The organism is Paenibacillus sp. GSMTC-2017 (genome assembly GCF_016019935.1).
Classification (GTDB): Bacteria; Bacillota; Bacilli; order Paenibacillales; family Paenibacillaceae; genus Pristimantibacillus.
Window position 1 is genome coordinate 301,891 of the sequence record NZ_JAECMT010000003.1, and the last position, 25,141, is coordinate 327,031.

At 40.1% G+C, this 25,141-nt stretch carries 25 protein-coding genes; 14 read left to right on the plus strand and 11 right to left on the minus strand.

Annotation, left to right across the window (positions count from 1 at the left end):
• Window positions 1-73: 73 nt before the first annotated feature.
• Entirely contained in the window at window positions 74-799 is a 726-nt protein-coding gene (locus I6N90_RS13350; protein ID WP_197936110.1) for a serine hydrolase domain-containing protein, read from the minus strand.
• A gap of 217 nt (window positions 800-1,016) precedes the next feature.
• Window positions 1,017-1,748 (minus strand): DUF975 family protein, encoded by a 732-nt coding sequence (locus I6N90_RS13355; RefSeq protein WP_197936111.1) that lies wholly within the window; start codon window positions 1,746-1,748, stop codon window positions 1,017-1,019.
• 74 nt (window positions 1,749-1,822) lie between these two features.
• Here I6N90_RS13355 and I6N90_RS13360 point away from each other — a divergent pair, with 74 nt between their 5' ends.
• Entirely contained in the window at window positions 1,823-1,999 is a 177-nt protein-coding gene (locus I6N90_RS13360) for a hypothetical protein (protein WP_232242978.1), read from the plus strand.
• 271 nt (window positions 2,000-2,270) lie between these two features.
• Here I6N90_RS13360 and I6N90_RS13365 read toward each other — a convergent pair whose 3' ends face one another.
• Window positions 2,271-2,579 (minus strand): DUF2628 domain-containing protein, encoded by a 309-nt coding sequence (locus tag I6N90_RS13365; RefSeq protein ID WP_197936113.1) that lies wholly within the window; start codon window positions 2,577-2,579, stop codon window positions 2,271-2,273.
• Window positions 2,580-2,764: 185 nt separating this feature from the next.
• Between I6N90_RS13365 and I6N90_RS13370 the strand changes: the two genes are divergently transcribed.
• The 3 genes from I6N90_RS13370 (at window position 2,765) to I6N90_RS13380 (ending at window position 5,407) form a co-directional block, all read left to right on the plus strand.
• Complete coding sequence (locus I6N90_RS13370; protein ID WP_197936114.1) at window positions 2,765-3,472, plus strand: ABC transporter ATP-binding protein; 708 nt, start codon at window positions 2,765-2,767, stop codon at window positions 3,470-3,472.
• A gap of 46 nt (window positions 3,473-3,518) precedes the next feature.
• On the plus strand, window positions 3,519-5,072 hold the full coding sequence (locus tag I6N90_RS13375) for a hypothetical protein (protein WP_232242979.1): 1,554 nt from the start codon (window positions 3,519-3,521) through the stop codon (window positions 5,070-5,072).
• A 113-nt stretch (window positions 5,073-5,185) separates the two neighbouring features.
• Entirely contained in the window at window positions 5,186-5,407 is a 222-nt protein-coding gene (locus I6N90_RS13380; RefSeq protein WP_197936116.1) for a hypothetical protein, read from the plus strand.
• 114 nt (window positions 5,408-5,521) lie between these two features.
• On the opposite strand, the gene I6N90_RS13385 is transcribed toward I6N90_RS13380, so the two are convergent.
• The 4 genes from I6N90_RS13385 to I6N90_RS13400 all read right to left on the minus strand — a co-directional run bounded on the left by I6N90_RS13385 (window position 5,522) and on the right by I6N90_RS13400 (window position 11,007).
• Window positions 5,522-5,980: a hypothetical protein gene (locus I6N90_RS13385; RefSeq protein ID WP_197936117.1), complete on the minus strand. Its 459-nt coding sequence runs from the start codon at window positions 5,978-5,980 to the stop codon at window positions 5,522-5,524.
• A 99-nt stretch (window positions 5,981-6,079) separates the two neighbouring features.
• Entirely contained in the window at window positions 6,080-7,912 is a 1,833-nt protein-coding gene (locus tag I6N90_RS13390) for an ABC transporter substrate-binding protein (protein ID WP_197936118.1), read from the minus strand.
• Window positions 7,913-8,038: 126 nt separating this feature from the next.
• Window positions 8,039-9,550, minus strand: coding sequence for an ABC transporter permease (locus I6N90_RS13395; protein WP_197936119.1), 1,512 nt, complete (start codon window positions 9,548-9,550; stop codon window positions 8,039-8,041).
• A gap of 14 nt (window positions 9,551-9,564) precedes the next feature.
• Entirely contained in the window at window positions 9,565-11,007 is a 1,443-nt protein-coding gene (locus I6N90_RS13400) for an ABC transporter permease (RefSeq protein ID WP_442950961.1), read from the minus strand.
• A 240-nt stretch (window positions 11,008-11,247) separates the two neighbouring features.
• Here I6N90_RS13400 and I6N90_RS13405 point away from each other — a divergent pair, with 240 nt between their 5' ends.
• Window positions 11,248-12,984 (plus strand): ABC transporter ATP-binding protein, encoded by a 1,737-nt coding sequence (locus I6N90_RS13405; protein WP_197936593.1) that lies wholly within the window; start codon window positions 11,248-11,250, stop codon window positions 12,982-12,984.
• 219 nt (window positions 12,985-13,203) lie between these two features.
• Entirely contained in the window at window positions 13,204-13,491 is a 288-nt protein-coding gene (locus I6N90_RS13410; RefSeq protein WP_197936120.1) for a hypothetical protein, read from the plus strand.
• Window positions 13,492-13,742: 251 nt separating this feature from the next.
• On the opposite strand, the gene I6N90_RS13415 is transcribed toward I6N90_RS13410, so the two are convergent.
• Window positions 13,743-15,329, minus strand: a complete 1,587-nt coding sequence (locus I6N90_RS13415) for an MHYT domain-containing protein (RefSeq protein ID WP_197936121.1) — start codon at window positions 15,327-15,329, stop codon at window positions 13,743-13,745.
• 210 nt (window positions 15,330-15,539) lie between these two features.
• Here I6N90_RS13415 and I6N90_RS13420 point away from each other — a divergent pair, with 210 nt between their 5' ends.
• From I6N90_RS13420 to I6N90_RS13455, 8 genes are all read left to right on the plus strand, one after another.
• Window positions 15,540-16,592: an HD domain-containing phosphohydrolase gene (locus I6N90_RS13420; RefSeq protein WP_197936122.1), complete on the plus strand. Its 1,053-nt coding sequence runs from the start codon at window positions 15,540-15,542 to the stop codon at window positions 16,590-16,592.
• Window positions 16,593-16,629: 37 nt separating this feature from the next.
• Window positions 16,630-17,163 (plus strand): heme NO-binding domain-containing protein, encoded by a 534-nt coding sequence (locus I6N90_RS13425; protein ID WP_232243034.1) that lies wholly within the window; start codon window positions 16,630-16,632, stop codon window positions 17,161-17,163.
• 4 nt (window positions 17,164-17,167) lie between these two features.
• A complete protein-coding gene (locus I6N90_RS13430; RefSeq protein WP_197936124.1) occupies window positions 17,168-18,877 on the plus strand; it encodes an ATP-binding response regulator in 1,710 nt (569 codons plus the stop codon).
• Window positions 18,870-19,232, plus strand: coding sequence for a response regulator (locus I6N90_RS13435; RefSeq protein ID WP_197936125.1), 363 nt, complete (start codon window positions 18,870-18,872; stop codon window positions 19,230-19,232). The genes I6N90_RS13430 and I6N90_RS13435 overlap by 8 nt, the downstream gene beginning before the upstream one ends.
• Window positions 19,233-19,284: 52 nt before the next feature.
• Complete coding sequence (locus tag I6N90_RS13440; RefSeq protein WP_197936126.1) at window positions 19,285-20,280, plus strand: SHOCT domain-containing protein; 996 nt, start codon at window positions 19,285-19,287, stop codon at window positions 20,278-20,280.
• Window positions 20,281-20,379: 99 nt separating this feature from the next.
• The gene (locus tag I6N90_RS13445; RefSeq protein WP_197936127.1) at window positions 20,380-21,354 is read left to right on the plus strand and encodes an MraY family glycosyltransferase; all 975 of its coding nucleotides are present in this window, start codon (window positions 20,380-20,382) and stop codon (window positions 21,352-21,354) included.
• A 49-nt stretch (window positions 21,355-21,403) separates the two neighbouring features.
• Window positions 21,404-21,856 (plus strand): GNAT family N-acetyltransferase, encoded by a 453-nt coding sequence (locus I6N90_RS13450; RefSeq protein ID WP_197936128.1) that lies wholly within the window; start codon window positions 21,404-21,406, stop codon window positions 21,854-21,856.
• A gap of 171 nt (window positions 21,857-22,027) precedes the next feature.
• Window positions 22,028-22,363: a DeoR family transcriptional regulator gene (locus I6N90_RS13455; protein WP_197936129.1), complete on the plus strand. Its 336-nt coding sequence runs from the start codon at window positions 22,028-22,030 to the stop codon at window positions 22,361-22,363.
• Window positions 22,364-22,535: 172 nt separating this feature from the next.
• On the opposite strand, the gene I6N90_RS13460 is transcribed toward I6N90_RS13455, so the two are convergent.
• The 3 genes from I6N90_RS13460 to I6N90_RS13470 form a co-directional block, all read right to left on the minus strand.
• On the minus strand, window positions 22,536-22,856 hold the full coding sequence (locus tag I6N90_RS13460) for a winged helix-turn-helix transcriptional regulator (protein WP_197936594.1): 321 nt from the start codon (window positions 22,854-22,856) through the stop codon (window positions 22,536-22,538).
• Between the two features lie 177 nt (window positions 22,857-23,033).
• A complete protein-coding gene (locus I6N90_RS13465; RefSeq protein WP_197936130.1) occupies window positions 23,034-23,879 on the minus strand; it encodes a hypothetical protein in 846 nt (281 codons plus the stop codon).
• A 206-nt stretch (window positions 23,880-24,085) separates the two neighbouring features.
• Window positions 24,086-24,871 (minus strand): carbohydrate-binding protein, encoded by a 786-nt coding sequence (locus I6N90_RS13470; RefSeq protein WP_197936131.1) that lies wholly within the window; start codon window positions 24,869-24,871, stop codon window positions 24,086-24,088.
• Between the last annotated feature and the right edge of the window lie 270 nt (window positions 24,872-25,141).

A 25,141-nucleotide genomic window follows, 5' to 3' on the forward strand; every position in this document is an offset into this window, starting at 1 on the left:
AACTAGTATGTCATTCGGTTATTACTATTAAGTGGGTTTAAGCTCATCTATGTATTTTTTAATCGTTTCGGACTCAGGGAAAAGACGGATGTCGAGTAGAAGTACTGTATAAGCATCCACTCTGAGTTAACTCATCTGCTATAAAAGGAATTTCGCTCTCCCGGATATAATAAGTCTCCGACTTTTGCTCCGTAATAACAGTATACTGATCCATTGTGATATCTACGCCGTCTGCTATCGCAATCGCAGTTAAATGGTGTACAAGGGAACGTGTGATGCGGCTCACAGATTCTCCTAGCAAAGCAATGATCATATAGCTAAGACGAGATAACCAAATGAAATCACAGTTTGTCATGAGCGATACAGCTGTGCCATGGTCTGGCAACAATATCAAATGGCTTGAAAACCCAGTATCCATACCGCTATGAGATACGATGCGACTACCTTTATATTCTCCGAGAAACCAGCCAAGACCTATTGTTGCCATTTCCGCTCCATAACCAGTGCTAGCAGTGGATTGCCACATACTAGTATAACTTGTAGGCGATATGATGTTATGATCATCTTTTCCGACACCTTTATTTACATGCACTAGAGCATATTTCCACATATCCTCTGCATTAGCATATAGCGTAGAACTAGGAGCATGTCTTCGATTGTACGGAAAGATTTCGCTTACTGTGGGTCCGTAGCCATCCCTTGCCGAGAGAATATGAGGCCCGGATAATTGCGTATCGATTTCTTGTTTTAAGTAGGAGCTTGCGTGCATACCTGCCGGTTCGAGGATATTGGTTTTCATGCAATGATATCGCCTAACATCTCATATCCTATGTTACTGTATATTGCGGTTTATCCCACTCAATGATTTAAGTCGCTACAACAGTTTTTGAAATGGTTAGTATAAGTAATTAATCGGTATAATTAATTTTTATCAAATGGCTTCTGAGATTACAAAAGAAATAGACCGATAGCCACTCATTAGAGTTGCTACCGGCCTTTTAATCATCTGTTAGATATTAATAAACTAATCGTAATTCATCTTCTGTTGTTAAGCCCTGAGCTAACGCTTGCTCACGTAGTTTCAGGTACAATTCAGCTTTCGTCGCATTGATATACGGTAGAACAAAGAGGACACCGACGAATAATGCTAAAACTCCTAGAATGATCCAACCTAGGAAACTTAGATCAAGTACGAATATACGGAATTTATGACCTCGCGTCATTCGATTACTTAACTCCACCGCACGTGAAGTGCCAATGTTGGGGTTATCCGCCAAAATATATGGCACCAAACTATATGCGTACGTCTTTACGATACCAGGAATGATGAGGAGAAGATACCATAAGAAAGTAAGGAATCCTTTCCAAAGCATTGCTTTCAAAATAGACCAGTAACGTTCACTTTTAAAGGAATATCCCAAATTGTTTAAGTTCACATCTTGTTCGGCAGATCGCTTAAAGTAGCGTGTCACACCAACTTCAAGTGCGAAACCAATAAAGATACGAAATGCAAATGCTAACAACATCCCAAAAATTAAAATCACTATGAAGATAGCTATGAATGGTCCCATAGCCGCCCAATCAATATCACTGCTCGAGGAATCGGATAAATCGAAATTTGAGTTAAAGCTCGGAACGCTACCTCCACCACCTACGAATGCCAAGATTATACTTGCCAAAAATGCTTTCCAATAAGACTTGCGAAGAACATTTTTTGCTTTTTCCTTCAGTTCTTTACGATCCCACATTCAAATCCCTCTTTCCTTACAAGCTCGATTACATATCATACATTATTTTTATTAATGTTCAAAGTGGAAAAGAAGTGAAATTTTTGTCGAAGTCTGATTTTGTAAAGATTGTTTATGAAGCCGTCCATACGATAATGTACCAGATTGCTGCTTGGGCAAAAGAGTCAGTTGCGCAAGCAGTAACGATCAAGTGGATGAATGGTGTTACGCATGCTCAATTCAAAGGGAAACAATTAGCTGTAATAAAATGAGGTTAGTAGTTATTGCTTCTGCTCTAATAGGTTACATGTAATTTTTGTTACGATATGTCTTGGAAATAGACGAGGTGCTTGAGTCAATAACCAGTTTTGAAATCCTGGGACAAATATTTAGTTACTTGAGTATAAGATACTGCGTAAACATTAGTAAAACCATATGCCCACATAATAAAAAAGTACCGTTTGCTTTTTAATGAAAGCTGAACGGCACTTTAATGATATGTATGATTTTATGTGTAGATTGCAGCTGCTAAAGATAGGTTTATTAAGCAGCGATAATACCTTTTGCATGTAGTGCGCTTTGAGCTTGCTCATTTGCTGGACGATATCCTTTTTCTAGCAGCTCTTTAATGTACATGTTGTTATAAATGAAGGAGAAGATAATGCCTGGAATCCATGCGCCAAATCCTAAAGTGAAGAAACCAATTGCAGATGCAGTAAGGAACATAATTGCTGCCCATTTCAAATCTCCTCTGAAAAGAGCCGGGAAGAAACCGAAGAAGAACGTTGTCCAACTAAATCCTACCTTCACACTTTTCAAACCACCAGCAGCGTTTATCAGTTGTACATGCATAAATATAAACTCTCCTTTTATACAATGTTTTTAAGTCATTTTCCAGTATAGGGAATAATTATTACTTTGTCGATAAAAAAAGTAAATTGTCGTAAAAAAGTTTTCCGATGCTAAAAAATGAGTATTATAATAGTGAGAAATAACAATATATCAAAAATAATTTGAAATGAATGGGGGAGCAACGATTGCGCCTAGTTTTAAACGATATTAATAAGAAGTTTGAAGATAAAGAGGTACTAAGAGGAGCGGGATTTACCTTTGAGAAAGGTAAAATTTATGGACTGCTTGGTCGTAATGGAGCTGGCAAGACGACATTATTTAACTGTCTAAGCGGAGAGGTTGCGATGGATAGTGGGGAAGTCTTGATTGAGGAAAATGGGAACTCGCGGAAGCTGAGCGAGCAGGATGTTGGGTATGTATATTCGTTGCCGATATTGCCGGAGTTTCTGACAGGGTATGAATTTGTGAAATTTTTTATAGACATTAATCGGGATAAGCTGCAGATGGACAAGAGTATTGATCATTATTTTGACATGATGAGCATGACGATGGAAGATCGCCACCGATTAATAAAAGGTTATTCGCACGGAATGAAGAATAAGCTGCAGATGTTGTTATTTCTGATGACGAAGCCACCTGTCATTTTGCTCGACGAGCCGCTTACATCGTTCGATGTCATCGTAGCACTAGAGATGAAAAATATGCTCAGAGAAATGAAAAGTGATCACATTCTCATTTTCTCCACACATATTTTACAATTAGCAACTGATCTATGTGATGAGCTTGTTGTTTTGAATAAAGGAGAGTTGTCAGCGGTGCCGTCTGAACTGTTGCATAGTGAAGATTTCGAACAATCCGTCATTAATTTGTTGAGGGACGAAAGCCATGTTTAGAACGTTCCTTACGCTGTTTTCCATAAGGGCCTCAACAACGACGAACATGCTTATTTATTACATTCAGAAGCTACCAATTATCGGCAAGTTGATTAAAGGAAATCTTTACTCACAGTTGGATGTAAAAAAAGCTATATCAATTATAGCGATAATTATTACCCAGTTGTTTGGGTTTGCACTTCGTTTCCTATATGTAGGACTTTTATTGTTTTTACCTGTAATAGGATTAGGTGAAGGATTGTCTGATGAGGATCGCCTTAAACAGTTTGTACATATTTTTGCGATGATTAGTTTCGTGGCTGCAAGCGTTAGCACAGCGACTATTCTTGAGCCAAAACGTGAGAAATATGTAGCTGTGAAGTTGATGAGGATGTCGCCAACGAGGTATATGCAGGCAACGTTTGGTTATCGTTATCTCACTTTTTTTGTATATTTGGTACCTGCTATGCTCATATTCGGAACATTAGCGGGAGCTTCCTTTTTAGAAGCATTGTTATTAGCTGCATTGATTACACTATGGCGAATTGCTGCAGAGTACGGGCATCTTAAACTTTTTGAAAAAACGGGAATTGTTTTGATTAAACAAACAGCTATCGTTTGGGTTGTTATTTTTGCTGGATATGTGGCTGCATACGTACCAATTTTATTGAATATAGTGCCACCTACAGAAATGATTTTATTGAGTTTGCCTGCGATAATTGTTATTACTGCGGGAGGATTATTCGCGGCGATAAAGTTGGTGCGTTATACCGGTTACAGAGAAGTTGTTGATGCGGCAACTAAAAGAGATGATCCGTTGCTTGATTTAGGCCGTATGATGACGGAAACCAATAAGAAAAGTGTAGAGTCGAAAGACAGTGATTATACGACAGACAACAAGCAGAAGATTAATCTTGAGAATAAAGAAGGGTTCGCATATTTGAATGCGATTTTCTTCCACAGACATCGGAGTTTAATAAGCAGTCCAGTTAACAAACGATTGGCTATTATCGGTGCTGTAGGAGTAGTTGGCGTTATGTTGATGCTCCTATTCAAAAATAAAATGCAGCAATGGCATTGGGATTTAGAAGCGATATTTCCATTCTTATTTCTTATTATGTACTTCTTATCCGTTGGGGAAACCATATGTAAGGCGATGTTCTACAACTGTGATCTCAGTCTGATGAGGTATAGTTTTTACCGCAGTGCGGCCTATGAGCATTTTAAGATTCGTCTGGGGAAAATAATTGGTATGAACTTGCTCATCGCAGCGACAGTTGGAGTTGCAATAACAGCTATCCATGCAGCTGCAGGAGGGGAATGGCTAAGCCAACAACTGCTTATGCTGTGGTTATGCGTCATTTTGTTATCTATTTTCGTCTCCATACATCATATGTTTATGTATTACATTTTCCAACCGTATTCTACTGAACTGAATGTGAAAAACCCGCTGTACTATGCTGTGAACATGCTAGTATCTGCGGCAAGTGGAGTCATGATATTTTCTAGTGTTCAAGCAGTTCCTCTCACTATTGTTTTTGTCGCTCTGACAATCATTTATCTGGTTGCAGCACTTGTCCTTGTACGCAAGTTTGGTGCAAAGACGTTCCGTGTGAAGTAAGCAAGTGTTTTCATGAGTGCCATAAAACTTAGCAAATATGATCAAAAACTTCCTGTAATCATTTGTTATTCTTCTATTAAGCAGAATAACGATGAGAAAAGGAATGAGTAACCATGAATCTTTCGGTGATGGATTATGTGAAAGCAACTGCTATTGGACTTATTATGGCAGTCATTGTTTCCGGAATAAATATTGGCATTGCAAGTGCGATAAGTTGGTACAATGGGAATCCACCTGTCGATATTTTCTCAGTAGCACGGCTCGGCATATTTGGAGTAGTGTTCGTATTTGTAGGAACTCAATATTTGTTTTCTAAACAGAAGTCGAGGGGTTAAACCGAATAAAGGGATGGAAGTAGCAGTGGGTTTGTAAGGGTGTGGGTTGGAGGGCTGTGACTGGTTATGAGCTTAGATGCTCAATCCTGTTGCAGCCCTCTTTCATGCGATTTGCTATTGACCGATTGGTTTAACAACATATGCAATACTGTTTTCACGGTCGCCAATACGACCATCGATAGCTTGGAGCGCCCAGCCGAATGATAGAACAGAAGATAGCGAAAATGTTTCAGTTTCTGTAAGAGACACGATAACGGCTTCTTTACCAGGATCAAGCACTAGCTCAGCATCAAGTTGTAATGCAATCAATATCCAGCTATGTATCCCTCGAATCGTATTGTATTTAATCTGATAGCCGTCATTTACTGCACGTTCAAATGTGTCGGCATGGTCGCGAGCTAACTCGGACAAACCCGAATAATTAAATTGAAACTTACTTTCATCTTTAGGTAGCTTGGAAGCATACACATTTCTAATTATTTCTTCGTTTGACCAGCCATATGCCTTTAACGATTCTAACTGAAGGGCGTCCCACTGTGATAATTTCGTTTCTGGTTTGATTACGTTTCCCATATCTACATTCTCCTTCGATTCAAATGTACTATTCATATGCTATGCGAAAGAGACTGCCCGAGGCGTTTGCCTAGGACAGTCTCTTGCCGCTATGTGAGCTTATTTGCTTGCTTTATATGCGTTCAGGAATTCTTTAGCTTTTGCTGGATCAGCTTTCAGTTCAAGACCAGTTTGAACAATCGGACTTAGTGTGGACACAGCCTTGAATTTATTGCCGCTGTAATAAGCCAAAAACTCATCTTGGTTAATCGAGTAAAGGACAGCTTTTCTTAGATCAGCACTTTCTGCAATAGGGCGGTTTTTCGTATTGAACAGTAGGTAAGAAGCAGCATTGCTTGGTACAGTTTGTAGAGCAAGCTTGCTGTCGCCTTTTACTACGTCAAATTTCGTTTCGCTAACTCCGTAATAGATGTGAATCTCACCGCTGCGAAGTGCGGATAGGGCGCTGTCTGCATCTTTAATGAAACGGATTTTGATGGTAGAGATGTTTGGCTCATGTTCTGTACCCTTCATGTAACCAGGGTTTTTGTAGAAAATAGCTTCATAATCATTTTTGTGTGACAAGATGTAAGGGCCGCTTGTGTTCAGTGTGTTGTTGTACTTGCTACCTTCTGTAACCGTATTTTGGTCACCGTAAGGAATATCTTTGTTTACATCAAAGTTTGCAACATCGTACGTATTGATCTTTTCAACCTGTTTTTTAGATACGATACCTGCAGATTGGTGAGCTAGATAGTTTAATACTTGCGGGAAAGGTTTTGTCGTCGATAGTTTCACGACTTGGTATTTACCGTCTTTGTTGCTTGCTTGTGTTTTATCTGCCACTAGTGCAGATATTTTTGTTCCAAGACCTTTTTCAAGGGCTGACTTCACAGTGTCACTGCCACCGGATACTTTTGTAGCATCAAGTACTGCGGGATCTGTTACTAACTCAATGTTTTTAATATGTTCATGGAGCGTATAAGTACGATGGTCTGGTACAGAGTTTTTGTCCTTCGCACGATTTAGTGAGAAGATAACGTCGTCTGCGCCAACGCGCTCGCCAGTATTAACAACCGCTTTGTCTTTGATTGCAGCAAAGTTGATGTCATCTCTTAGGATGAAATAGTAGTCAGAATTGCCTTCGGCAATTGCATGGTTAAGTGAAAGCGATCCTACAGAAGTGATCTTGTCGTCGTCTGTTAGGTTAAGTAGGCGAACGTTACTGTTTGTATTGATGATGTTAATGGAACCGTCGTTACCTTTAATCGGATCAAGCGACGTTAGAGTCGGGATCGTAGATTGAAGTACAAGCGTGTCAGTCGTACGCTTGGACGGATCTTTGAAGTCTAGATCTTCCCAAGGAAGGGAGCGGGATTCCGATATACGAACAGAATCTTTGTTAAGAACTTCTTGGTTAAGAGCTTGCGCCTTTAGTGAGCTATAGAGTGGAGCAATATAGGCTTTTTCAAAAACAAGCTTCTCTTCGAACTTTTTGTACGTCTCTTTGTATTGATCAGGTGTTTGAGCGGAAGCCTCTTCGATAAGAGCATCAATCTCAGAATCTGCAAGAATGCTGTAGTCTCCACCAGTCTTGAATAGTGAGCGTACTGCGTAGTCCGGGTTACCTGTTACAGTTGTCCAGCTAGTAAGAGCGATATCAAAGTTGCCAGCGTCTTGTTGAGCTTTATAGCTGCCGTAGTCTGCTTGTACATTTAGTTTTACGTTAAAACCGTTTTTCGTTAATTGGTCGCGAACGATGTTGAGATCAGCTTCATTAGCGCTCATACCAAGCAATTCGATATCAACTGCTTTGTTGTCAGTGACAACTTCTGTTCCTTGTGTTGGTTTAGGTACTTCTGTAGCTTCTTCTTTTGTTGTTACTTTGCAACCACTAAGCATAATCGATAAGCTCAGTATGAGTATTGCTGCAAATTTACCTTTGTTCTTCATTGTAGTTCCCTCCTATTGGTGTAAAAAATATATGTGAACTCAAATGAATTCGTCGTCGATTCGTAGTTTCGTAACGTAGAAGTCGATGGAATATGAATGAGCTACATGACATTAATACAAAATCGATTAATGATCCAGCTTTGGATCGAGTGCATCGCGCAGCCCGTCGCCAAGGAAATTGAATGAAAGAACGAGCATAATAATAGCGAGACCTGGATAGATAGCAGTAAATGCATGTGTTTCTAGATAAGCACTGCCTAGTTTTAATATGTTGCCCCATTCTGGTATATGTGGCTCTACTCCAAGACCAAGGAAGCTTAAGCTACTCGTCGAGATGACTGCTGTACCGATCGTTAATGTCGACTTTACGATCATTGGAGCAAGTGAGTTAGGTACGATATGTTTAAACAATATCGTCCAATCGCTTGAACCGAAAGCACGTGCAGCTTGCACGTATTCTAACGATGATACGAGCATAACGTTTGCTCTCATTGTCCTAGCATAGGTTGGAATAGCTCCGATACTAAGAGCAAGAATCAAATTAGTTGTGCTAGCGCCAAATGCAGCAATAATCGCGATAGCGAGCAAGATACCTGGAATAGCATAAAGAATATCTAGCGCACGCATAACGATGTTGTCCGTATGTTTACCGTAATAGCCGGATATTGCGCCGAGTGCCCCTCCGATTAGGACAGGAATTAGGGTGGACAAGAATCCAACGATTAGTGAAATGCGAGCACCGAAGACGATACGCGAGAATAGGTCTCTACCGAAATTGTCAGTACCAAGCGGATAAGTTAAGCTTGGTGACTGGAGAATGGCGCTGTAATTATTTTCGATGGCCAAACTGTATTCGAACGTTAAGTAGCTACTTATAGCCAAAACAGTTAGAAATGTAATAAAGAGTAGTCCTAACATGGAAGTAGAACTTCTAGATAACCGTTCAACGAAGTTACCGAGCTTGGAGCCAGATGAATATCCGTTATCTCTGATCTTAGCAATCAAGAGTAAACCAAGGAATAAAGAGAATATGTTACCTGAGATCGAAATGATAATATATGCACCTGCAACAATTCCCATCCAGCGAGGGGGAATAGCTTGGTCCCCATATTTGGCGATCAATAGCAATCCGACTAGTTGGATTACGATTGCGATAATTAGCAAAAACATACCCATAAGAAAGCCGTTGGCGACAAAAGGTTTAAACAGGTTAAGCGTTGATACAGCGAATACGAGTATCGTTGCGAGCAAAGAATAGACAGCGAGAGTATAAGAAGCGCTCTTTTTCCGTTTAATAAGTTGAAAAGCGCTACTAACAATAAATACGTTCGCTGTTAGCAAGCTTAAGAGCAGCGCATAGCCCAGTGATCTTGTGGATCGTTTGATCTCACCTGAACGTGTGAGGTCTCTTTTAATGAGTGCCCATACAATGAATTGAAAGAGGGCAAACCCGAAATAAGTAAGAGTAGCTAACAATAATACTGGCTTCGCTGCTCCGTCAGCTTGCGAGAAGCTGTTCAGCAGCAGTATAAGAGCTAGAGCAAATGAAACAATGCCGGCGAAGCTGGCTTGGCCGTACTCTGGTGATGACTTTAGTCTGAACCGGATTTCTTGTTTCGATAATAAAGGATTGTTCACGGTTAGCACCTGCTTTAGTATTGTTTCATTCTGGAACGAATGCGTGGATCAAAAAAGGCGTATAACAAATCGACGATCACATTGACGATAGATATAGTAATGGCAGTATAGATAACGCCGCCCATAATACCAGGAATGTCAGGAATGAACTGTTTATCTACGATATAACTACCAATACCGCTTATGTTGAATACTTTCTCTGTAACGGCAGCCCCTCCAAGCAGGGCGCCGAACTGTAATCCGATTACTGTAATAATAGGTATTAATGCATTGCTTATGGCATGTTTTCTAAGCACATGTCTACGAGAAAGTCCCTTTGCCTTGGCGGTAATGATATAGTCTTCGTTGATGACTTCAAGCGTTGAAGAACGAGTCATACGTGCTACAGCGGCTGTAAGCCCGGTACCTAAAACGATAATTGGCATAATTGCTGATAACCAATTATCCGGATTATACGTTGCGGGTAGCCAAGGTAACTTAATCGAGAAGTTCAGTATAAAGATAAGCCCTTGCCAGAAGTTCGGTATTGATAATCCTAACAAAGCGATAAACATAAACGTATAGTCAAAAAATGAGTTGGGCCTTGTCGCCGAAATGATACCAACTGGCAAAGCGATAATAATGGCAATTAACATTGAAATGAAAGCAAGCGTCAACGTTACTGGAAACTTATTAGCAATTGCAGTTGTAACGTCTTCATTACCGGTAAACGATTTGCCGAGATCAAATGTTAATATGCCCTTTAGCGTGTTCCACAACTGGACAAGATAAGGTTGATCCAGACCGTAAAGTTGATTGAAATTAGCGATTTGTTCTGCTGTTGCTGTCTCGCCTAATACGTTACCCGCGGGATTCATCGGCGAAATGTAAAGAATCGTAAATACTAATATCGCTACTCCTAAAATAACGAATATCATCATGAAGAGTCGTTCTACAATGTACTTAAAGTAAGGGTTTGCGTAAATAGCCATAAGTACATACATTGGGAATCCGAGCACGAGTGAAATGGTAAAAAAGATTGGGTTGCTTATGAGCCAGTGATACGTATCACCGAACGTGAATTTATGTCCTGTCTTCAGGTCTAATCGTTTCGCGAGAAGGCCTTGTACCTTTTCGTTAAACTTTTTAGAAGCAATCGCTTCGGATTGTAATGCCACCTGATCTGGGCTAACGTTTTGACCGAAAAAGTGATGTTTGCGCTCAAGTTGTTCTCGTGCTTCTTGTAGAAGTATGTTTTTGTAACCTGATTGAATGAGCTCGTGTTGGATTTCTTCTATAATTCCGTGATAACCGTGCTTAGATCTACGATATAGGTAGATTCCAAATACAACTAAGGTTATTGGTGCTCCTGCTAGTAAAAGAAACAGCCTATAGGTGGGATGAAGTAACATTTTACGGTAGACTGCAGCTATTCCGTCTGTGAAGCCGTTCCCTTTTGCTGTAGTGTGTCCAATCAAACTATTCGGCTCCTTTATATGCGAGTTTTTTAAATTGTATTATTCCGATAGATATAGTATATTTTATTTTGAGAGTAGAGTAAAGTCAACAATCTCATTTAGTAATATTACTATTTCATTATATAATGAAATTAATACTAATTATTGGTTTTTTCGAAAAAAGAGCTTGCAACAATTATAGAAAGTTACGTTTGTGATTGGATGAAAACTATTTTATATAACAACATTGTAGGTGACGACATGACAACTTTATTGAAAGTTAATCAATTATCTGTTTCTTTCTTTATGCGTGATAAGGAAGTAGAAGCGGTGCGGAACGTCAGCTTTGAAGTAAAGGAAGGCGAGACGCTTGGTATTGTAGGGGAATCGGGAAGTGGTAAAAGTGTAACTGCGAGATCGATTATGAGATTGCTTCCGTCTCCACCTTCTATGATGAAGGGTGGGGAAGTGCTCTTCAAAGGCGAGAACTTAGCATACAAGACGGATTCAGAGATGGAAGCCATACGCGGTAAAGACATTGGAATGATCTTTCAAGATCCGATGTCCTCTCTAAATCCGACGATGCGAATCGGGAAACAAATTGAAGAGAGCCTAATCAAACATCGGAAGCTAAGCAAAGCGGAAGCTCGTAAAGAAGCAATTGAAATGCTAAAGCTGGTTGGTATTCCGAACAGCGAAGAGCGCTACTACCAGTATCCACATGAATTTTCTGGTGGAATGCGTCAGCGGGTTATGATTGCAATCGCACTCGTTTGTCGTCCATCGCTCCTAATTGCTGATGAGCCAACAACTTCACTTGACGTAACGATTCAAGCGCAGATCTTGCATCAGATGAAAGATTTGCAGAAACGACTGGGAACCGCGATTATTTTGATTACACATGATCTTGGTGTTGTTGCAGGTATGTGTGACCGCGTCGTAGTGATGAAAGACGGAGAAATCGTTGAGACTGGAACGACTGAAGAAATTTTCGAAAATCCACAACATCCCTATACGTTGAAGCTTCTTCATGCACTGCCAAGATTAGATGAGAAGAAGAAACCAAAGCTTGTTTCTGCGATCTCCCGAGATAAGGATGATGTGCCGATACTTCAAGTTCGTTCCTTGAAGCAACATTTTGACATGGGTAAGGGGCATATTATTAAGGCGGTCAATGACATTAGCTTCGATATTTGGGCTGGTGAAACGATCGGCGTTGTAGGGGAATCGGGGAGCGGGAAGTCGACGACTGGTCGGACCATTCTTCGATTAAATGAAGCGACTAGCGGAGAAGTGCTGTTTAAGGGCATACCGCTGCAACAGTTGAATCGTTCGGAGATGAAGATCATGCGGCGGCATATGGGAATGATCTTTCAAGACCCGTACGCCTCGCTTAACCCGAGATTACGAGTTGTAGATATTATAGGAGAGTCGCTCGACGTACATGGACTAGTTGCCAGTAAGAAGGAGCGGTTGAAGCGAGTAGAAGAGTTGCTTGATTTAGTAGGACTAAACGAGTCGCATGCGATGAGGTATCCTCATGAATTTTCGGGAGGACAGCGTCAGCGGATCGGCATAGCTCGAACATTAGCTGCTGAGCCGGAATTTATCGTTTGTGACGAACCACTATCTGCCTTGGATGTTTCTATTCAAGCTCAAATCGTGAAACTACTAGAAGAGTTACAGCAACGACTGGGTTTGACTTACCTATTCATCGCTCATGACTTGTCGATGGTGAAGCATATTAGTGATCGTGTAGCGGTTATGTACAAAGGACGAATTGTGGAGCTTGCCGAAAGTGAAGAGCTTTATGCGAATCCGATCCATGACTATACGAAATCGCTACTCGCAGCGATTCCGGTTCCCGATCCACGTATCGAATCGAAGAAAAAGCTTGTCGTACACAGTGAAGCTGACAAAGCCGATCCTTACGGACTGGATAACTCAGAATTCGTAGAAGTGAATGAGGGACATTGGGTTGCTGTTGCTAATGGATAATAGGTAGTGGATATAAACACATATATAAAATAGGAAAGAAACAATGGAAGCCGAGCACTCTTCGTAAGGAGTGGTTCGGCTTTTTATTATTTTATATGAAAAAATTTCATTTCCACATTATCTAAAAACATGTAAAATTAAGGTTGTTAATTATTTGAGTTAATTCTAAAGTTATCGTTCCAAGAGATCACTTGAAAAAATGAAGGAGAGGGACGTTATATGAACAATACAATAAAAGTGATCATTTTGTCAGTCGTTTATTTGGGTATATTTTTTGGTACATTTTCATGGTTCATCATACCTGTATCAATAACGGGATTCATGGATTATATGCCCACGTATAGTGAATCATTAGTTGGTTTAGTTATTGCGATGCTTTACGTGAATACATATATTTTGTGGCTGTGGTGGTTTTTTAAGTGGAACCCCAAGAAGCACTTTAAGATTCAGCTCGTTGCATTTCTAATATTATTCCTGATGCATGGTTACGTTAGAAGTATTGAGTAGTGTGGCTGAAGGGCGATATTCGGTATGGTGTAAGTTATGGTTGGTTTGCAGCAGTATCTAAAATGAAGGACACACGATCCGCTATTTGAGGTAAAAACGAGGAATCTGCATTTGAGAGGACACACGATCCGCTATTTACTCGAAATAGGACCAAAACTCATTGGGAAATTTGAAATAAGAGATCTGGTGTCCTTCAAGAGTGAAAAACGAGCGAAAATCAGCAAATAACGGATCGTATGTCCTCGAAAAGATTAATTCACCGGCGCCGCCGGAATCCAGCAAATGAAAGTACTGCCCACCCCGGGCTCGCTCTCAGCCGTAATGTGCCCACCCATAATAGAGCAGAATCTGCTCGTTATGGAAAGGCCAAGTCCTGTTCCGCCATATATACGAGTTGTGGAAGAATCAGCTTGTGTAAATGGTTGGAATGCTTTCTCTAATTGCTCAAGGGTCATACCGATCCCTGTGTCCTTAATGAGAAAGCTGTATCCGTGTTTGCCGTCCCGAGCTTCAGCATAAACGTTAAGCTCAATTGTACCTTCGTGCGTAAATTTCCCCGCATTGCTGAGCAAATTGAGTAATATTTGTCTGAGCTTCGTTACGTCAGCTTCCATCTCACCACGCACATGCTCAGTATGTAGTACATTCCTGTTGCTTTCAATAATAGGCGTAATCGTTGTAACGACATCTTGGATCATATCGTAGATTTCGAATGTCTCGTAATACATCTCCATCTTGCCCGCTTCAATCTTCGAAATGTCCAAAATATCGTTAATTAGGGAGAGTAGATGTTTTCCTGCTTTCCCGATTTTACCTAAATCCTCTACAAATACTTGCTCGCCAATTTCTTCTGCTTCCTCCATCAACATCTCACTATAACCAATAATCGCGTTCAGCGGTGTTCGTAGTTCATGGCTCATATTAGCAAGAAACTGGCTTTTTATTTGATTTGCTTTAATAGCTTCATCATGTGCTTTCTCTAATTGCGCTGTTCGTTCTTTGACTAGTTGCTCCAAGTGCTCATTTAGTTGGTGTAATTCCTTATTTATTTTTAGTATTTCAGTTGATTTCCCTTGAATTTCTGAATCTTTAAAAGAGAACTTATTGGAGATGTATATACCGATTAGAGATAGCCCTAACGTAAATAACGTTCCTCCAGAAATAATATAAGCAAGCCACTTCTGATCCAAGATCATTCCATCGCTCGGTGAGCGTAATGATAATTGTTCGATTTGAAAATGTGCAGCCATCATGCCGATATAATGCATACCAACGATTGCGGCTCCCATTAATAATCCACTACCAAGCTTTTTCCATATTCGGCTGTAAGTACGTTCATCATCTTTACGGAAATAACAAGATAGCCACAATGCTGCAATAGAGGCTACGACAGCAATGAGGATAGATAGAGCAAAATAAATAGGATCGTAATCGATGCCAATCATCATGGCTTCCATCCCGACATAGTGCATCGCAACAATTCCGCTTGCGAGTAACATTCCTCCACTAAGTAATTGCCGAAGGGATAGATGTTCCCGACCTACAATATGAAGGGCGGCAAAAGAAGCAGCAATGGCAAACACAACCGAAAGAATAACAGTTGGCATATGATAAGCGACTGGAACAGGCAATGAAAAGGCAAGCATGCCAACAAAATGCATGGACCAAATACCCATTCCCATCGCACAAGCGCCGAAAAGGAGCCATTTCCATCGTTTACGTCCATACGATGTACTAATTCGGCCTACTAAATCGAGTACCGTATAAGAAGCTACAACGGCAACGATATAAGAAAAGACGACCAATACGATATCGTATGTACCATGTGCATGGTTCATTTATTATCCACTCCTAATAAACTCCGTTTATTTATTGTAATTCGACAAAATATGATAAATACCTTTCCTGTTTTTTCGGAAATAAAGCCCTTAATATGCCTTTATCCCTACAATTAGAAGAACTCTATCGATTAATGTCGAATGATGAACTATAATGATAGCGAGTATGGAAAGATTATCTAATAACATATACACAAATGAGGAAAAATAATGGATGAGTTATGGATGAAAACGGCAACGTTTTTGATCGTAGATGATCAGGAATATAACATAAGTTTGCTAGAGCGCATATTGACACGAGCGGGTTATACGAATCTAATCACAACGACGGATGCGACGCAGTTAGAGTTACTATATCGAGACAACGAACCTGATATTGTTTTGCTAGATTTGCATATGCCAGTTATGGATGGACTGTCAGCTTTACAACACTTAAAGGAATGGAAGCGGGATGGCGACTATTTGCCAGTGCTTGTACTAACTGCTGATGTAACACCAGAGGCGCGGATGCGTGTTCTTCATGAAGGTGCAGATGATTTTATTACTAAACCATTTGATAGGACTGAAGTTGTGTTGCGGATCAAAAATTTTCTAAAGACAAGATATTATTATTTACAGCTCCAAGAGCAAAACCAAGATTTGGAGATAAGAGTTCAAGAACGAACGAAAGAGATTGAACAGGCAAAAAACGAAATTTTGACTGTATTAGGACGTACTGCGGAGTTTCGTGATGATGAAACTGGGCAACATACTCAGCGAGTTGGTCAGCTGGCAGGAAAGTTAGCACACGCCTTAGGATTACCTGAAGAAGAAGCAGATCTTATTAGACGAGCTGCACCTTTGCATGATATCGGGAAAATAGGAATTTCAGATACGATCTTGCTCAAGCCAGGTAGGTTCACGCCCGAGGAATTTGCAAAGATGAAACAGCATACGGAAATTGGGTCAATTATATTGCAAGAGAGTCAGTTCCCAGTGCTGCAATTAGCTAAAAGTATTGCGCTCTCTCATCATGAGAAATGGGATGGCTCAGGCTACCCGAGTGGTCTTAGTGGAGAGGATATTCCACTTGTCGGAAGAATTGTAGCTATTGCTGATTTCTATGATGCGCTTACACACGAACGTCCGTACAAACGAGCATGGACACATGAGGAAGCTATTGCTGAAATTCAGAATCAAAGAGGAATCCATTTCGACCCACGTGTTGTTGATGCTTTTTTAGAAGTAATAGAACCCTTCAATGACAATGAAAGTATAGAGTAGTAATAGAGAAACAGGAGGATGATTCATTGTGAAAGGAATGGTATTTACTTCTTTTTTAGAAATGGTAGAAACTAAGTTTTCGCTGAAGCTGGTAGATGAGATCATTGAATCGGCGGATTTACAATCAGGAGGTAGCTATACAACTGTAGGTACGTATGACCACCATGAGATGATCAAGTTGGTTGTCCAGCTTAACGAAAAAACGGGTATACCTGTTGCCGACTTAGTTCGAACATTCGGAGAATATTTGTTTGTTCAGCTGTTAACTATGCATCCTGATTTTGCAGTTGAAAACAGTACCGTATTCGAATTTTTGCAAAAGGTAGACAGCTATATTCATGTAGAGGTTCGTAAATTATATCCGGGAGCGGAGCTTCCAACTTTTCAATATGATACATCAATATCTGGAATGTTGATTATGACATATAGTTCCTCAAGACCTTTTGCTGACTTAGCAGAAGGGCTTATTAACGGTTGTATAGCCCATTACGGAGAATCAATAGAAATGAAGAGAATTAATTTGATCGATGGCACGTCAGCCCGCTTTGAATTAACGAAGGTGGAGGCATAGTTCGATGGATGACATTGATGTAATTCGCAGGATGCTTGAGCGAGAGAAGAAGGCCCGTCAAGCAGCGGAACGGATTGCCGAGGAAAAAACGCGTGAAATCTATTATGTAAACCAAGAGCTAAGACAATTAAACGATCAGCTTGAGGAGCTAGTTAAGGAGCGGACGATTGAACTGTCTAATGCTCGCGACGAAGCGATTGAAGCCAATCAGATCAAAAGCCAGTTTTTGGCGAGTATGAGCCACGAATTACGCACACCACTAAATGCGATTATTGGTTATAGCGAAATGCTCAAGGAAGATATGGAGATGATGGGTGAAGCAGTATTTGCTGATGATCTTAACAAGATTCATAGTGCGGGTCGGCATTTGCTTACGCTTATTAACGATATTTTGGATTTATCAAAAATTGAAGCGGGCAAGATGGAATTGTATATGGAGCAATGTAATATTGCATCTGTTATTCATGACATTGTAACTACAGTTCGTCCACTTATGGAAGTGAATAAAAACGAGATTAAAGTAGAATGTACAGACGGATCTTTCAAAACGGATGTAACGAAGCTGCGCCAAATGCTCTTTAATTTACTCAGCAATGCTAGTAAGTTTACGAAGGATGGTACGATAACACTGCAGGTGTTATTTGAAAGTGTAGCTGGCATGCCAGGCATCGCTTTCCGTGTTCATGATACTGGAATAGGCATGACATCAGATCAACTTGATCAAGTATTTCAAGCATTTAAGCAAGCGGATTCGTCTACAACGAAAAAGTATGGCGGTACGGGTCTAGGTCTAGCCATTAGTCAAAGCTTGTGTAATATGCTTGGTGGAAATATAAGTGCAGAAAGTGTATTTGGGCAGGGAACGACATTCACGATCTGGCTCCCTTTATTAGAACAGACGGTACCTGGACGACTGGATTTGATCATGCAAGGTGATGGCAAATCTGCAACAGACGAAGCTAGAACGATTCTTATCATCGACGATGACCCTGCAATGCTGAGGCTAATGCAGCATTATTTGGGCAATGAAGAGTGGAACGTACAACTTGCTGAGTCGGGCCAAGAAGGGATTCGGTTAGCGAAGAAGCTGAAGCCTTCAATTATCGCATTAGATGTACTCATGCCAGGAATGGATGGTTGGAACGTATTAGCAACGCTGAAGAACGACTCTGAGCTCGCTCATATTCCTGTTGTGATGATTTCTATGATGGATGAACAACATCTCGCTTTTGCGCTTGGTGCATCGGAGTTTCTGACTAAGCCGATTTATCGAGATCGTTTAATTTCTATTTTGGATAAATATATACCTGAGCGACATTCACGATCTGTCCTTGTTATTGAAGATGATGTAGTAACAAGCGACATGATGACTAAGCTTTTAAAGCGTGAAGGTTATCGCGTCACTAGAGCTGGCAATGGTCATCAAGCGTTGCAACGTTTGAATCAAGAAGTGCCTCAATTAATTTTATTAGATTTAATGATGCCAGAAATGGACGGGTTTGAGTTTGTTGCAGCTATGCGTGAGCATGAAGAGTGGCGCTCCATTCCAATCGTAGTTGTGACAGCCAAAAGTATTACGGAAGAAGATCGACAAAGACTCAACGGCTATGTGAAAAATATTGTGCAAAAAGGGCATCTTGATCGCAAAGCGCTCATGCATGAAGTGCGCCATTTGATTGCCCTTAGGGCAGATGAGGGGGAAGAACGTGTATAATATTTTGCTCGTTGAAGATAACGAAATGAATCGTGACATGTTATCGCGTCGCTTGCTACGGAAAGGTTACCAAGTAATAATGGCATCTGACGGTAGACAAGGCATTGATATGGCAAAAGCAGATTTACCTGACCTCATTTTAATGGATATGAGCTTACCGTTAATCGATGGCTGGGATGCGACTAGGGAGCTGAAAGCATCGAACGAAACAAGTCATATTCCTATCATTGCTTTAACCGCACATGCTATGGCGAGTGACCGAGAAAAGGCATTTGACGCAGGCTGCGATGACTTTGACACGAAGCCAGTTGAATGGAATAGACTTTTGGAGAAAATAGGACAGTTTCTAAAATAATTGTGTAAAGTAACATTATAACTTCGTTTGTTTTAAAGTGGGGGAAATAGAGATGGCGAGCGAACAAAAACCTGTAAATGATACTTTTAAATTTATATTGGTAAATGCGGTCAAAATTCCGGGTGTGAAGGTAGACCGGCGAGAGTTTTTGACAGGGCAATTTGCCGAGTATGATACAGACGGTCAATTAAGTGTCATTATCGAAAAAGGTCCGATTAAAGCAGGAGTCAGCTTAGATGTGATTGATAAGATGGCTCGGACATTAATAGAAAAACGTACTCTTGCAAGCACAGCAGCATCTACCGTTGCAGGAATTCCTGGTGGACTTACGATGGCGGCTATGATTCCAGCCGATACCCTTCAATTTTTCGGTGTGGCATTGCGTATGTCGCAAGAATTAGCTTATCTATTTGGTCGCGATGATCTGTGGGCGGACAATGAATTAGATTCAGAAAAAGTTATTCGCGAGCTTATTTTATTCCTTGGCGTCATGTTCGGTGTAGCTGGTTCAGCGTCAATGCTGAGAATACTAACTGCGAGCATAGCAGAGCATCTTTTAAAGAAGATACCACAACAAGCTTTCGCTAAAACGTTGTATTATCCGATTGTTAAAAAAGCAGCTGCTTATATAGGCATTAATATTTCTAAAAAAACGTTCGCACAAGGTGCATCAAAAATTGTACCGATATTAGGTGGAATTATTTCAGGGGGATTAACGTATTTCTCCATGAAGCCAATGGGCAATCGGCTAAGAAAAACATTGTACGAAGCTGCAAACGACTATTCTGAATTACAGTTCAATCAGGATTATGAAAACGTGAGGAAATCGATTCAAGATTCTGATGCCACCATAATCGAAGGTGAATGTATTGAGATCGATATAACTGCGGAAGAGCAACAGGCTGAGAAGGACGAACCATGTGATACTACCGTTCCCGAGAAGGGTAGCGTTGCAGACGAGTTGCTAAAGTTTAAACAGTTACTGGATATGGGTGCTATTACGCAGGAGGAATATGATCGTAAAAAGTTCGAACTGCTGAATGCATAATGATTACATTTGATTTAAGCGAAGTAAGGCTTAATGTTGCATGAGTCGACAGGTAACGTGTTCAATTGTATAATTGTGATAGAATTATACAATTGATAGATGGTGGTGAAGGTCATTTTATATGTTGCTGCATTTATACTATCCTTTTTAATCGTGCTAGTATTAATCCCTCCTTTTAGTAGACTTGCTTTCAAGATTGATTTTGTGGACAAGCCTAGAAAAGATGTTGAACGTAAGCTTCATCGCAAGCCGATTCCTTTAACGGCAAGTTATGCCATATTTATTGGCTTCTTTATAACCTATTTAATTATTGCAAGAGATTTCTCTTTGCAGACAGGTGCTATTTTTCTGGGCGGTATTTTATTATTAGTCATTGGAACGATAGATGATTGGTACAAAACAAAGGGCAAAGACTTTCCAGCATTACCGAAACTTATTGTTCAATTATCAGCAGCTATTTTGGTTTATGCGTCGGGAATCGTTTTTACCGGTTTCTACAATCCCTTTTCAGGTGACTATGTCGTCTTACCTGTAATTTTGCAATTTCTATTAACGATTTTGTGGATATTCGGTGTTACCACCGTCGTCAACTTTTCAGATGGATTAGATGGACTAGCTGGTGGACTTTCACTAATATCTGCAACGACATTATTTATTGTTGCTCTTGCTATGGGACAATCAAACTCAGCAATGATGGCTATCATTTTAGTAGGTGTAACTGCGGCGTATTTACGTTTCAATAAACCTCCTGCTAAAGTATTTATGGGTGATGCCGGGGCAACTTTTCTTGGTTTCGTCTTAGCAGTTATTGCACTGGATGGTGCGTTTAAACAAGCTACAATATTATCGATTTGTATACCGATATTGGCGCTTGGTGTTCCTATCTTTGATAATCTATTCGTCGTAATTAAACGATTCATGCAAGGAAAAGCGATTTATCAAGCAGATGCAAGCCAGGCTCATTATCGTTTGCTTCGTGCAGGGCTTAACCATAAACAAGTGCTTATGTTCTTGTGTTTAGTTAGTACGTGCTTTGGTTTATCTTCTATTATCTTGTTACTCGTGCAAATATGATGGAGCACAATCATCTAGATAATTAGATTTTTTTGAGGTGAAAGTCGCAATGGATATTCGAAAGTTAAATGAGAATGAGCAAGTTCCACTATCATTATTATTGCTAGCGGATCCTTCTCAAAAAATAGTTGAAGAGTATGTTGCAAGAGGTCAATGTTTTGTAGTTGAAGCAGACGGCAGCATAATAGGTACCTATGTTTTAATACGAACAAGACCAGAAACGATTGAAATTGTAAATATTGCAGTTGCGGAACATTATCAGGGCAAGGGCATTGGTAAACGTTTGGTACACCATGCGATTCAAGAAGCTAAAAGTCTTGGTATAAGGACGATTGAAATTGGCACTGGTAATTCAAGTGTTAATCAACTTGCGCTATATCAGAAATGTGGCTTCCGAATTACAGGAGTAGATAGAGATTTTTTCATTAGACATTACGATGAAGAGATCTTTGAAAATGGGATTCAAGTTATTGATATGATAAGATTATCGCAGGACTTATAAGTTTGTAAGTTAGGGCGCGTGAAGGTCATCGACTCTCACGCGCCCTATTTGTGTATGCTTGAACGAGGTTGCTAAGTACTGTCACGGCGAATAAAAATGGGTTCTATCAGAAGTATCTACCCCATACACTTGGAAAAGTAAACAGATAAAACTTTTTGGAGGGATACTGTAATGAGTAATGTACAAACAAGGGAATTAGTGGCGAGTATTAGATCGGAGAAAGCACCACTAAGTGGTCAAAAAAATCGTTCGAGCGGAAACTTCAGTACAGAAGTGCTTCCAACTGGGACAAAAAGATTGTTATGGGAAGTCGAAGGCGGCGGTGTAGATCCATATGATATCACGTTTAATGTAATGAGAGATGTGTCTGCAGGAACTGATCCAGTGGAATTAGAAGGAGTCATTACTGGAAATGCATCCAGAGTAGTCTCTGCAAGATCCCTATACATTGCTAATCCAAGCGGTGCTCAGTCTTCTTTTGTAGTAAAGGTGTACGCTATCGTTTAAGAAGTACGGCATCTCTTTAAAATGATAAAGAAAGGCCGACTGTCGGTTATGACAGTCGGCCTTATTCATTGGTTCATTTCCGTAATTCCTATTTTGCTGAAAATGATCCAGAAATAGCGATACTAGAAAACATGCTATTGTATTCACGAATATGGCGTATCCCTACAAATAATTAAGCCTCGTAACCAGATGAAGCAGGCGGTAGAAGGGATTCTTGTTGCGCGGAATGCTCTTGAAGTAACTCGCCCCATTCATATAGTTGCCACAGGATAGGAATAAATTTTTGACCTAATGGGGCTAAATAGTATTCCACTCGTGGAGGATTTTCATCGAATACTTCTCGTTTAATAATTCCATGGTACTCCATCTCTTGTAGTTGCTGAGTCATAACCTTTTTACTAATACGGGGCATTAAGCGTAAAAATTCATTATACCTTCGTCTTTGATTATCACGTAAATACCATACAATCATAATTTTCCATTTACCTTTCATAATATCGATTGAAAATTCTACCGGGCATTTTGTGTTGAAATGATGTATATGCACCACTGCACCTCCATTCGTATCGTTATTTCTATTTTAGACTATATCACCTAGTTTGTGGAAACTAAATAGAACAAAAAGACAGCTAAACGATGAACCGTTTAACTGTCCTTTTAGTAGATTAAATTAGTTACTAAATGCTGCTTTCCAATCATCGTCAGTGACCGTTTTTTGAGTAATTTTCTCTTGCAATTCTTTTGAAATTAGGGGTCTACTGTAACGTATATAATCGGCCTCAATTGTATGGTCTGGAGCGCCATTTAGATTCGTAAGAAAATTTATTCCGACTTGGAGCTCTTCCGGCAAGTGATCGCGTTCCATGGTAGATGCAAGTTGCCATTCTCCTTGATCATCTTCTTTATATAACTTCACAAATGTTGAACCTACACGCACCATACGTAGAATAATCCATTCTGATGCCACTTCTTTTATGAGATAAGAAGATTGACTGTTTACTGTTGTTTTATAGTCTACAATTCTTTTGTTGCCTTCTCCGCCTGTAGTGATGTACTCCCAATTTTCACCGTTTGCAGGTACTATTTCGCCTTCGATCTGACTTGGTGTTCTAGCCATAAGTCCTGCTAGATCATAAGCTCCACTCGGGATAGAAGAGGATTTACCGAGGACCTTCACTCTCAACGTAATAGAAAAATCTCCTTTAATTTTCTTATAGGACAGGTGGCCTGTATTTATAGAATACCAAGTGCCTGCTGTTGGCAAAATGTATAGAGAGCCCGGACGTGTCGTATTAATATCCATAACTTCAAAAAATCCTTCTTCTTTTTTGGAATGAGAGACATCATCGGCTATCAGCCATTGATTAAGGGTGCTTGCATCGTCAAACTCATCACTTAGAATTGCCAAGTCGTCTGTCGATTCTATTGTTTTATCATTAGTGCTACCACAACCAACGGTTAATCCTACACACATCATCATCGTGAGAATCGGTGTAAATCGTTTATTGAGATTCAAAATATCCCTCCTAGAAATGGTTGTTGCATCGTCGACGTAATTTAATAGTAATCAATTGCATGAAATGGAACAAGAAGGCACTTTAAGGTAACCTGCATGAACAAACATTTGATGATTAAAAGTAAACATAAAAAAGGACAACTACCAAACAAGGCAGTTGTCCTTCTATATGCAAATCTGTGGAACTAGATGGCTATTTTTAATCGTCAGAACGGAGCAGTAGTTTTGCTCCATAAGCTTGCTGTATGAGGACTTGGGTACCAGTTTGGCGCATGGGCAGTATGTGACTGGACACATCTGTAGAACTGGCCATCATAAAATACGATTTGCCCCGCTGTATATGTCCCTCCGAGCACCCATGATTCTATAACAGTTAGATCAACAATGGCTGACGCTTGGTATGAATACGATTCAATGTCCGTTTGCTTCCATAGAGCTGGTGTAAGGGCAGGCGTCCAGTTGGTCGCATGAGCTGTATGAGCTTGAATCGCTTTATAGTAAAGGCCATTGTATTCAACGATATCATTGACCTTATACGTACCTTGCCATCTCCAAGGTGTAGCGATAACTTCTGGTCGTAATGTGATATTGGTAAATGCTGCTGGTAGTATGCCATTTAGAGTTGTTTCGATTTTTAAGTTTAACGTTTCTCCATATGCAATATCAGTGTCATTCGTTCCTTGCAATGTATAGCGGTTCCCTTGCTTGCTCGTAATAATAGCATTAGTTACGGATCTAATATCGCCTGCAAAGTCAAATTGAAGCACCCAAGGAGAAATGGTGTTGTTTCTAGCAGGATCTACATAGAGGTTTGTAATTTGCAAATCAATGAGAGCAGTTTCATAGGATGTTCCGATTCCCCATGCAGTTCCTTGCGCAGTGGCTAATAGTGGTGGATTAGATTGTGCAGAGGCTGCTGGAACAAGTAGAGAGACAACGACTAGGGTGAGCGCTAGAAAGGAGAAGATAGACTTAAACCGCTTTTTTTGCATGGATGATTCCTCCTAAAAGTGAGTGGATTTGGTTAGCCATATTACTGTATGCTGCTCAATTTACAGTTAGTATTACGCTTTCACTTAACAAGATTATGACTTAGGTAGAACTTAATAATAAAACGTAGGAACTGTTCATATGATGGCATTCGGACAGCAAACTCCTTTCTCTACTTATTTGCAATTGACACAAATATTAGAAATGGTTAATATGAAATTAAATAAACATATGAGTACTTGTTCATATGTTATGGGGTGATGTGAATAATG

Coding starts and splice junctions, on each gene's coding strand:
- I6N90_RS13350 (WP_197936110.1), bottom strand. CDS start 799: ATGAAAACCAATATCCTCGAACCGGCAGGTATGCACGCAAGCTCCTAC.
- I6N90_RS13355 (WP_197936111.1), bottom strand. CDS start 1,748: ATGTGGGATCGTAAAGAACTGAAGGAAAAAGCAAAAAATGTTCTTCGC.
- I6N90_RS13365 (WP_197936113.1), bottom strand. CDS start 2,579: ATGCATGTACAACTGATAAACGCTGCTGGTGGTTTGAAAAGTGTGAAG.
- I6N90_RS13375 (WP_232242979.1), top strand. CDS start 3,519: ATGCTTATTTATTACATTCAGAAGCTACCAATTATCGGCAAGTTGATT.
- I6N90_RS13380 (WP_197936116.1), top strand. CDS start 5,186: ATGAATCTTTCGGTGATGGATTATGTGAAAGCAACTGCTATTGGACTT.
- I6N90_RS13385 (WP_197936117.1), bottom strand. CDS start 5,980: ATGGGAAACGTAATCAAACCAGAAACGAAATTATCACAGTGGGACGCC.
- I6N90_RS13390 (WP_197936118.1), bottom strand. CDS start 7,912: ATGAAGAACAAAGGTAAATTTGCAGCAATACTCATACTGAGCTTATCG.
- I6N90_RS13405 (WP_197936593.1), top strand. CDS start 11,248: ATGACAACTTTATTGAAAGTTAATCAATTATCTGTTTCTTTCTTTATG.
- I6N90_RS13410 (WP_197936120.1), top strand. CDS start 13,204: ATGAACAATACAATAAAAGTGATCATTTTGTCAGTCGTTTATTTGGGT.
- I6N90_RS13415 (WP_197936121.1), bottom strand. CDS start 15,329: ATGAACCATGCACATGGTACATACGATATCGTATTGGTCGTCTTTTCT.
- I6N90_RS13420 (WP_197936122.1), top strand. CDS start 15,540: ATGGATGAGTTATGGATGAAAACGGCAACGTTTTTGATCGTAGATGAT.
- I6N90_RS13425 (WP_232243034.1), top strand. CDS start 16,630: ATGGTATTTACTTCTTTTTTAGAAATGGTAGAAACTAAGTTTTCGCTG.
- I6N90_RS13430 (WP_197936124.1), top strand. CDS start 17,168: ATGGATGACATTGATGTAATTCGCAGGATGCTTGAGCGAGAGAAGAAG.
- I6N90_RS13440 (WP_197936126.1), top strand. CDS start 19,285: ATGGCGAGCGAACAAAAACCTGTAAATGATACTTTTAAATTTATATTG.
- I6N90_RS13445 (WP_197936127.1), top strand. CDS start 20,380: ATGGTGGTGAAGGTCATTTTATATGTTGCTGCATTTATACTATCCTTT.
- I6N90_RS13450 (WP_197936128.1), top strand. CDS start 21,404: ATGGATATTCGAAAGTTAAATGAGAATGAGCAAGTTCCACTATCATTA.
- I6N90_RS13455 (WP_197936129.1), top strand. CDS start 22,028: ATGAGTAATGTACAAACAAGGGAATTAGTGGCGAGTATTAGATCGGAG.
- I6N90_RS13460 (WP_197936594.1), bottom strand. CDS start 22,856: ATGAAAGGTAAATGGAAAATTATGATTGTATGGTATTTACGTGATAAT.
- I6N90_RS13470 (WP_197936131.1), bottom strand. CDS start 24,871: ATGCAAAAAAAGCGGTTTAAGTCTATCTTCTCCTTTCTAGCGCTCACC.